The 6,722-nt window shown below is 69.3% G+C and carries 6 protein-coding genes; 3 read left to right on the top strand and 3 right to left on the bottom strand.

Going from position 1 to position 6,722, the window contains the following annotated elements:
• The first annotated feature begins 82 nt into the window (after positions 1-82).
• The 3 genes from DKM19_RS18965 (at position 83) to DKM19_RS18975 (ending at position 3,178) form a co-directional block, all read left to right on the top strand.
• Positions 83-1,027, top strand: coding sequence for a methionyl-tRNA formyltransferase (locus DKM19_RS18965; RefSeq protein WP_110696990.1), 945 nt, complete (start codon positions 83-85; stop codon positions 1,025-1,027).
• A gap of 317 nt (positions 1,028-1,344) precedes the next feature.
• A complete protein-coding gene (locus DKM19_RS18970; RefSeq protein ID WP_110696992.1) occupies positions 1,345-1,860 on the top strand; it encodes a MarR family winged helix-turn-helix transcriptional regulator in 516 nt (171 codons plus the stop codon).
• 154 nt (positions 1,861-2,014) lie between these two features.
• On the top strand, positions 2,015-3,178 hold the full coding sequence (locus DKM19_RS18975; protein ID WP_110696994.1) for an epoxide hydrolase family protein: 1,164 nt from the start codon (positions 2,015-2,017) through the stop codon (positions 3,176-3,178).
• 275 nt (positions 3,179-3,453) lie between these two features.
• Here the strand turns inward: DKM19_RS18975 and DKM19_RS18985 are convergent, their stop codons facing one another.
• The 3 genes from DKM19_RS18985 to DKM19_RS18995 are packed head-to-tail and all read right to left on the bottom strand — an operon-like array spanning position 3,454 to position 6,582.
• Entirely contained in the window at positions 3,454-4,290 is an 837-nt protein-coding gene (locus DKM19_RS18985) for an ABC transporter ATP-binding protein (protein WP_110696998.1), read from the bottom strand.
• Positions 4,291-4,294: 4 nt separating this feature from the next.
• Positions 4,295-5,554: an iron chelate uptake ABC transporter family permease subunit gene (locus DKM19_RS18990; RefSeq protein ID WP_239514325.1), complete on the bottom strand. Its 1,260-nt coding sequence runs from the start codon at positions 5,552-5,554 to the stop codon at positions 4,295-4,297.
• A gap of 2 nt (positions 5,555-5,556) precedes the next feature.
• Positions 5,557-6,582, bottom strand: coding sequence for an iron ABC transporter permease (locus DKM19_RS18995; protein ID WP_204358860.1), 1,026 nt, complete (start codon positions 6,580-6,582; stop codon positions 5,557-5,559).
• Positions 6,583-6,722 lie beyond the last annotated feature (140 nt).

Genomic DNA, 6,722 nt, shown 5'->3' on the forward strand with positions numbered 1-6,722 from the left:
GGCATCGCCTCCCTATGCGCGCCACATCTTAGATAAGGTTAGCCTTGCCTTGCAAGAATGCATATCGAGGAGAGGATCCACCATGCGGGTCGTCATGTTCGGCTACCAGACCTGGGGTCATCGCACGCTGCAGGCTCTGCTGGACTCCGACCACGAGGTGGTCCTCGTTGTCACCCACCCCAAGAGCGACCACGTCTACGAGAAGATCTGGGACGACTCGGTCGCGGAGCTCGCCGAGAAGCACGGTGTCCCTGTGCTGCTGCGCTCCCGGCCCGACGACGCGCTGCTCCGCGCGCTCCACGACGCGGCGCCGGACATCATCGTCGCCAACAACTGGCGGACCTGGCTGCCGCCGGAGATCTTCGACATTCCTCCGCACGGCACGCTCAACATCCACGATTCGCTGCTGCCCGCGTACGCGGGCTTCTCGCCGCTGATCTGGGCTCTGATCAACGGGGAGAAGGAGGTCGGCGTCACCGCTCACCGTATGAACGCCGAGCTGGACGCGGGTGACATCGTGATACAGCGGGCCGTGCCGGTGGGGCCGGGCGACACCGTGACCGACCTGTTCCACAGGACGGTCGACCTGATCGAGCCGATCGTGCAGGAGTCGCTCGACCTGATCGCCTCCGGCAGGGCGCAGTGGATTCCGCAGGACCGCAGCAAGGCGAGTTTCTTCCACAAGCGGTCCATCGAGGACAGCCGCATCGACTGGAACTGGTCGGCGGAGGACCTGGAGCGGCTGGTGCGCGCCCAGTCGGACCCGTATCCCAACGCGTTCACCTACTACCGCGGGGAGCGGATCCGGATCGTGTCGGCTGAGGTGTCGCAGGCCCGCTACGGCGGCACCCCGGGGCGCGTCTTCATCCGGGAGGGGGACGGCGTGGTCGTCGTCACCGGACTGAACGCCCGGAGCGGGCAGTGGCCCGGACTGGTCGTCAAGCGGGTGCGCACCGAGGACGGCACGGAGCACGCGGCCGTCGACTACTTCCAGACCATGGGCGGTTATCTCACCCCCCGGCCGTGAGCGTGGTGTCCGATGTTGCGCTCCGCATCGGGGGAGGATCGGTCCGGATTTTGGCGGTGGAAACCTTGGCGAGTTGCCACCAGGAGGTCCGGCCCGTTTCCAGGGCGGCGACGAAGGAATACCCGTCACACGACCCGAGACGCTCATGAAGCGATCCCGGGCCGGACGTTAGGGAACAAGCTAAGCCCCTCACCGCTCCGTCTCGCGTCCCGCCCGCTCCCTGGTGATCTTGCGAGCGGTGGCGATGCGTTGCCGGGCGAGTTCGGTCCAGAAGGGTTCGCCGTGTTGGTATATACTTGTTGGTATATGCTGCAGGAATGACAACTGATCACAATCTGCCCAGCGGGGTCGATATCGCGATGCTGCTGCGGCGGGCGCAGTTGCGCAAGCAGCTGGCCTGCGAAGCCGCGCTCGCTCAGGTTGGACTGACGTTGCCGCAGTGGGGCATGCTGCACGCCATCGCGATCGAGCCTGATTCCTCGACCCACGCGCTGGCACTGTTCATCGGGCAGTCCGATCAGTCCGCGGGCGCGGTGGTCGCCCGCCTCGAACAGCGAGGGTTGCTCGAACGCAGGCCCGGCGCGGGTAAGGCAATTCTGCACAGGATCACGCCGGACGGCGACGAACTCGTGCGACGCTGCAACGCCATTGTCGAGGACGTGATGTCTCGTCTGCTCGCCGGCCTCACCGATCAGACTCTTCGGACACTGCGAGCCTCGTTGCTGTCGATTGCGGAGGCCGCCCTCCCGGCGTCAACCAGGTCGGACGCCGGGAGTGCGGCCTCCGATGATCTCAGCGGGCTGTCCGGGATCCGCTCCGCCACACGTCCCTGATCGACAGGGTGTCGGCGATCCTGCTGGTGGGATCGCCGTCGACCAGCAGCGGATCGACGCTGCTGACCCTGGTCACCCACGAGCGACAAGCCCGCGACCGGGGCCGGCGGTCCAGCCTCGCGCGGTGCCAAACGACAGAATTAGTGAGGTAGTTATGCCGGAATCCGCGTTCCTTCCTGAGCCGTTCACCGTCCAGGCCTCCCCCGAGGCGCTCGCGGACCTGCGCGCCCGGCTGCGGGCCACGCGCTGGCCAGACGCACCCGAGGACGTCGGCTGGTCACTCGGCACGGACCTCGCCTACCTCCGCGACCTGGTCGCCTACTGGGCCGACGGCTTCGACTGGGCGGCCCAGGAGAAGGCGCTGTCCGAGTTCCCGCGCTTCCGCGCCCGGCTCGACGGGCTTGGCATTCACTACGTGCACGCCCGGGCCGTCAACCCGGTCGGCCCGGTGCTGCCGCTGGTGCTCTGCCACGGCTGGCCGGACTCGTTCTGGCGCTACACAAAGGTCATTCCGCTGCTGACCGACCCCGGGGCGCACGGCGGCGACCCCGCCGACGCGTTCGACGTGGTCGTGCCCGACATGCCCGGCTACGGATACTCCGACCGCCCTACCGGCCCGCCGCTCGACTCGATCGCCGTCGCGGGTCTGTGGGCCCGACTGCTGGACGGCCTCGGCTACCAGCGGTTCGGCGCCGTCGGCGGGGACATCGGCAGCGGCGTGAGCAACTTCCTCGCGCTGAACTACCCCGAACGGGTCACCGCCGTCCACCGCATGGACGCGGGGGTGCCGGTCTACTCGGGGGACCCCGCCGACCTGACGCCCGAGGAGCGCGCCTGGATGACGGACATGGCGGCATGGGGCGCGGCCGAGGGCGCCTACACGGCGATGCACCGCACCAAGCCACAGACCGCGGCAGTCGGGCTCACCGACTCCCCGGCAGGGCTTGCCGCGTGGATCGTCGAGAAGATGCGGGGGTGGAGCGACTGCGGCGGTGACATCTCGCGGTCCTTCACGATGGACGAGGTCCTCACCAACGTCACGATCTACTGGCTCACCGAGACCATCGGCTCGTCGATGCGGATGTATCGCGCGAACGGCGAGATCCCGGCCGCGCAGCAAGCCCGCCGGGTCAAGGTCCCCTCCGGCTTCACCCTGTTCCCCGGCAACATCAGCCGGGCACCGCGGACGTGGCTGGAGCGCTCCACCAACCTCGTGCGGTTCACGGAGGCCCCGCGCGGCGGGCACTTCGCGCCGCTCGAAGAGCCCGAGTTCTACGCGGAGGAACTGCGCGCCTTCTTCCGCCCCTACCGGGCCTGATTCCGCTGGTTGGGGTTCCAGTAGTCTCGGCGAAATCTCCAACGGATATGTAGGTCAGGGTCCCTTCCAGGGTTCGCCATGGAAGACCCTTCGCCGAAGCTCTCACCAGCATTTCCGTTTTTTGCGGCGGTTACTACCGGGACCCCACGACCTGCCGAGGCGGACTCGATCAGCTTGAACGCCATCGCGACATCGGCGGCTCGTGAGCCGGATCCCTCGGTGACCCGCTGCCGGAACCCGACGGTGGCGAAAACGGCCGGTCGTGAGGACGGTGCTCAGCCGGCCGTCCCGGCGACCGCCTGTACGTCGGAGACGTCGTGGTGGCGGCCCATCGGGATGATCAACGGTGTGCCGCTGACCGGGTCCGTCGCGATCTGGCAACGCAGGTTGAAGATCTCCTCCACGGACCGGGCGGTGATGACATCGGCCGGGGCACCCTCGGCGACGATGCGGCCGGACTTCATGGCGATGACGTGGTCGGCGTACCGGCAGGCCTGGTTGAGGTCGTGGAGAACCATCACGATCGTACGGTTCTCACGCCGGTTGAGGTCCGTGACCAGGTCCAGGACGTCGATCTGGTGGGCCAGGTCGAGATACGTCGTCGGCTCGTCCAGCAGAAGCACCGGCGTTCCCTGGGCGACGGCCATGGCGATCCAGGCACGCTGGCGCTGCCCGCCGGACAGCTCGTCGACCGCGCGGTTCGCGAGGTCGGTCATGCCGGTGGCGGCCAGTGCGCCGTGGACGGCCTGCTCGTCGGCCTTCGACCACTGCCGCCACCAGGTCTGATGTGGCGAACGGCCGCGGTTGACCAGATCGATGACGGTCAGCCCCTCCGGGGCCACCGGCCCCTGCGGCAGGATGCCGAGACGCCGGGCCAGTTCCCTGGTCGGGATGGACTGCAGGGCGCGGCCGTCGAGCTGGACGCTTCCCTGACGTGGGGTGAGAAGCCGGGCCAGGGCCCGCAGCAGCGTGGACTTGCCGCAGGCGTTGGCGCCGACGATGGCGGTGATGCGACCCGGCGGGACGACCAGGTCGAGATTCTCCACGACCAGCCGGTTGTCGTACGCCAGAGAAAGGCCGCTCGCCCGCAGGTCCGGGTCGATGGTCGACATGCGTTCAGCCTCCTGAGCCCGCGCGGTTGGCGCGGATGAGCAGCCAGAGTAGGACCGGCGCCCCGAGGACGCCGGTGACGATCCCGACGGGCAGTTCCGTGCCGGAGATCAGCGTGCGCGCGATGAGATCGCTGGCGAGGACGACCAGGCCCCCGGCCAGTCCCGAGGCGATCGGGGGCGGCCAGGCGGTGCGGGCCAGCCGCTGGGCGATCTGCGGTGCGGCGAGTGCCACGAAGGCGATCGGGCCGGCCGCCGCGGTGCCGAAGGCGACGAGCCCGACGCCCGTGAGCAGCAGGGCGAGACGGACAGGCTGCACGGGGGTGCCGAGGCCGGCGGCGACGTCGTCGCCCAGCTGGAGCGTGCGCATCAGACGGCTCAGCATGAGCGCCGCCGGCACCAGCACCACCATGACGACGGTGAGCGGGACCACCTGGTCCCAGGTGCGGCCGTTGAGGTTGCCGACCAGCCAGCCGAGTGCGGCCTGCGCCTGGAACTGCCCGCCCCTGGCCACCAGGTAGTCGGTGGCGCTGGTGCAGATCCACGACACCCCGATGCCGACCAGGACGATCCGGTAGCCGGTGGTACCGCGCTTCCAGGCCAGCACGTAGACGAGCAGGGCGGTGGCCAGCGCGCCGATCAGCCCGAACGTCTGGGTGCCGAGGCCGCCGCTCCAGCCGAACACGATGCCGGCGACGACGGCGGTGCCGGCGCCCTCGGTGATGCCGATCATGTCCGGGCTGGCCAGCGGGTTGCGCGTCATGGTCTGGAACAGCGCACCGGAGATGCCGAAGGCGACGCCGACCAGCAGGCCGACCACGGCGCGCGGCAGCCGCAGCTCCCGGACGACCAGCAGGGTGCCGGGGTCGCCGGAGCCGATCAGCGCCTTCATGACTCCGATCAGGCTGATCGGGTAGTCGCCGGTCGAGACACCCCAGCAGAGGATCAGGAAGGTGGCGACGGCGAGCGCCGCGCACACCGCGATCAGCCGGGGTCGCAGGATCCCGGAGACGGGCGGCGCGGCCAGGCGGAAGGTCCGATGGGAAGGCGCGGGGGCCGTTCCGCCGGAGCGGCGCCGGGCCTTCCCGAGATTCCAGAAGCCGCGGGGACGGTCATCAGAACGGCCATCGGCAGGGGCATTGAGGTGGGCGTCGGGCGGGGTGTCGGGACGTGTGTCGGCCGGGCCATCGGGACGGATGTCGGCCGAGGCGCCGAGGTGGGCGTCGGACGGGGTGTCGGGACGGGCGTTGGGAGACTGGCGAACCATGCTCACACCTCCGCGAGTCGGCGCCGGCGGACCATGGCGATGAAGAACGGGCCGCCGATCAGGGCGACGAGGATCCCGGCCTGGATCTCGAGGGGCCGTTCGATGACCCGTCCGACGATGTCCGCGGCCAGCAGCATGCAGGGCGCGAGCACCGCCGACAGCGGTAGCAGCCAGCGGTGGTCGGGGCCCAGCCCCACGTGCTGGACGAGGATCCTGGCGAGGTGCGGGACCACCAGTCCGATGAAGACGACGGGGCCGATGACGGTCACCGCCGCGCCGGTGAGCAGCGTGATCGCGATTACCCCCTGAAGTCGTATGAGACCGAGTCGCTGTCCCAGCGAGGCGGCCACGTCGTCGCCGAGTGCCAGGCTGTTGAGCGCGGGCGCGCAGGCCAGTGCCAGCACCGCGCCGGCGGCGACGAACGGCAGGATCTGGAGCACCACATCGCCGCCCTGGTCGGCGAGCGAACCGGCCGCCCAGAAGCGGTAGCGGTTGAGCGCCTCGGGGTTGGTCAGGACGATGGCACTGGTGATCGAGGACAGCAGCGAGGTCACGGCGACCCCGGCGAGCGCGAGCTTGACCGGCGTCAGGCCGGAACGCCCCAGCCTGCCCAGCAGGAAGACCAGAACGCTCGCGATGAGCGCGCCCGCGAACGCGAACCAGATGTATTCGAACAGCGATCCCAGCCCGAGCACCGCGACCGACAGCACGATCGCGAAGGAGGCGCCGGCGCTGACGCCCAGCAGGCCCGGATCGGCGAGCGGGTTGCGGGTCAGCGCCTGCATGAGCGCGCCGGACAGCCCGAGGGCGGCGCCGGCCGTGAGGCCCAGTGCGGTGCGTGGCACCCGTACCGACCAGATGACGTTCTCGATGAGCTCGCTGCCCGGTTGGCCGAGCAGCGCTCTGACCACCTGGTCGAGGGGGATGCTCCGAGCGCCGAGCGCGATCGACAGCAGGCAGAGCGCGACGAGGACGGCGCTGAGCAGCGCCACGAGAAAGGCCGGGCGCAGCCTCTCGCTCCGGGTCACCGAGCTGTCTCCACTTTGCAACTTCCTTAGGTTAGGCAGTCCTTAACTTTAACGTCCAGGACTGTAGGGCTTCTCACGGTGGGGGTCTATCTACTTAGGTAATGCTTACCTTAGTATGTGCGGTCGTGGCTCGACATGAG

The organism is Streptosporangium sp. 'caverna' (assembly GCF_003203775.1).
In the GTDB taxonomy this organism is placed as follows: domain Bacteria; phylum Actinomycetota; class Actinomycetes; order Streptosporangiales; family Streptosporangiaceae; genus Streptosporangium; species Streptosporangium subroseum.

Bases quoted from the DNA above. Each gene is read 5' to 3' on its own strand.
- DKM19_RS18985 (WP_110696998.1), bottom strand. From the start codon at position 4,290: ATGTCGACCATCGACCCGGACCTGCGGGCGAGCGGCCTTTCTCTGGCG.
- DKM19_RS18970 (WP_110696992.1), top strand. From the start codon at position 1,345: ATGACAACTGATCACAATCTGCCCAGCGGGGTCGATATCGCGATGCTG.
- DKM19_RS18975 (WP_110696994.1), top strand. From the start codon at position 2,015: ATGCCGGAATCCGCGTTCCTTCCTGAGCCGTTCACCGTCCAGGCCTCC.
- DKM19_RS18990 (WP_239514325.1), bottom strand. From the start codon at position 5,554: ATGGTTCGCCAGTCTCCCAACGCCCGTCCCGACACCCCGTCCGACGCC.
- DKM19_RS18965 (WP_110696990.1), top strand. From the start codon at position 83: ATGCGGGTCGTCATGTTCGGCTACCAGACCTGGGGTCATCGCACGCTG.